The organism is Rahnella sp. P4_A8 (genome assembly GCF_056402435.1).
In genome coordinates this window covers 1-941 of record NZ_JBFUHK010000283.1, presented here as the reverse complement: position 1 = coordinate 941, position 941 = coordinate 1, and the positions used below count along the sequence as shown (strand labels likewise).

The 941-nt window shown below is 49.6% G+C and carries 2 protein-coding genes; both read left to right on the top strand.

The genetic code is table 11. The annotated features are described in order from the left end of the window. Positions 1–376: Orn/Lys/Arg family decarboxylase (locus AC1DUO_RS25455; protein ID WP_477989472.1), on the top strand; the 376-nt coding region annotated here is incomplete at its 5' end. Positions 377–462: 86 nt separating this feature from the next. Next, the gene (locus tag AC1DUO_RS25450) at positions 463–852 is read left to right on the top strand and encodes a VOC family protein (protein ID WP_015689431.1); all 390 of its coding nucleotides are present in this window, start codon (positions 463–465) and stop codon (positions 850–852) included. The last annotated feature ends 89 nt before the right edge of the window (positions 853–941 follow it).

Sequence of the window (941 nt, the reverse complement as noted above, 5' to 3'; positions counted from 1 at the left end):
GGGGATCCACAAACTGATCGTTCGTCACGACCTGCCGCGTTTAATGTTGGAAGCATTTGATGTGCTGCCGGAAATGAAAATGACGCCGTACGAAATGTTCCAGCATCAGGTACGCGGACATATTGATGAATGCGACATTGATGAACTGGTCGGCAAAGTGTCAGCCAACATGATCCTGCCTTATCCGCCGGGTGTACCTGTGGTGATGCCGGGCGAGATGATCACGGAAGAAAGTCGGGCTGTGCTCGATTTCCTGATTATGCTTTGTTCAATAGGCGAGCGTTACCCTGGTTTTGAAACTGATATTCATGGAACGCGGCTCACAGAAGACGGGCGCTATCTGGTGAAGGTCTTAAAACTTCCGGAAGCGGGCTAGCAAACTGCCCTCTTTAGGAGGGCTTTTTATTGACGTGTTTGGCCGCCCTGAGTAACGTGCAGGTCAGAAATCAACAGGACATGACTATGCTTAATCTCCGCCAGATCCACCATATCGCCATCATTGGCTCTGATTATCAGGCCAGCAAACACTTCTACTGTGACATTCTCGGGTTCACGTTACTGGGGGAGTTTTACCGTGAGGAACGCGATTCCTGGAAAGCTGACCTGGCGCTTAATGGTCATTACACCATTGAATTATTCAGCTTTCCGCAACCGCCAGCCCGGCCAAGTCGTCCTGAGGCGTGCGGATTACGCCATCTGGCGTTCAGCGTTGAAGATATCGCACAGTCCATTTCCGCCCTCACTGAAGCCGGCATTGTCTGCGAACCGGTAAGAATTGATCCTTATACCGGCAAAAAATTTACTTTCTTCAACGATCCGGATGGCTTGCCGCTGGAACTGTACGAATCCTGATTATCCTATGAGTTCAAAACTGGCCGTGACATTTCTTTCAAAACATCTGCTCAATAAAATCGGTGATGCACGAAGACTTTGCGTTGCGT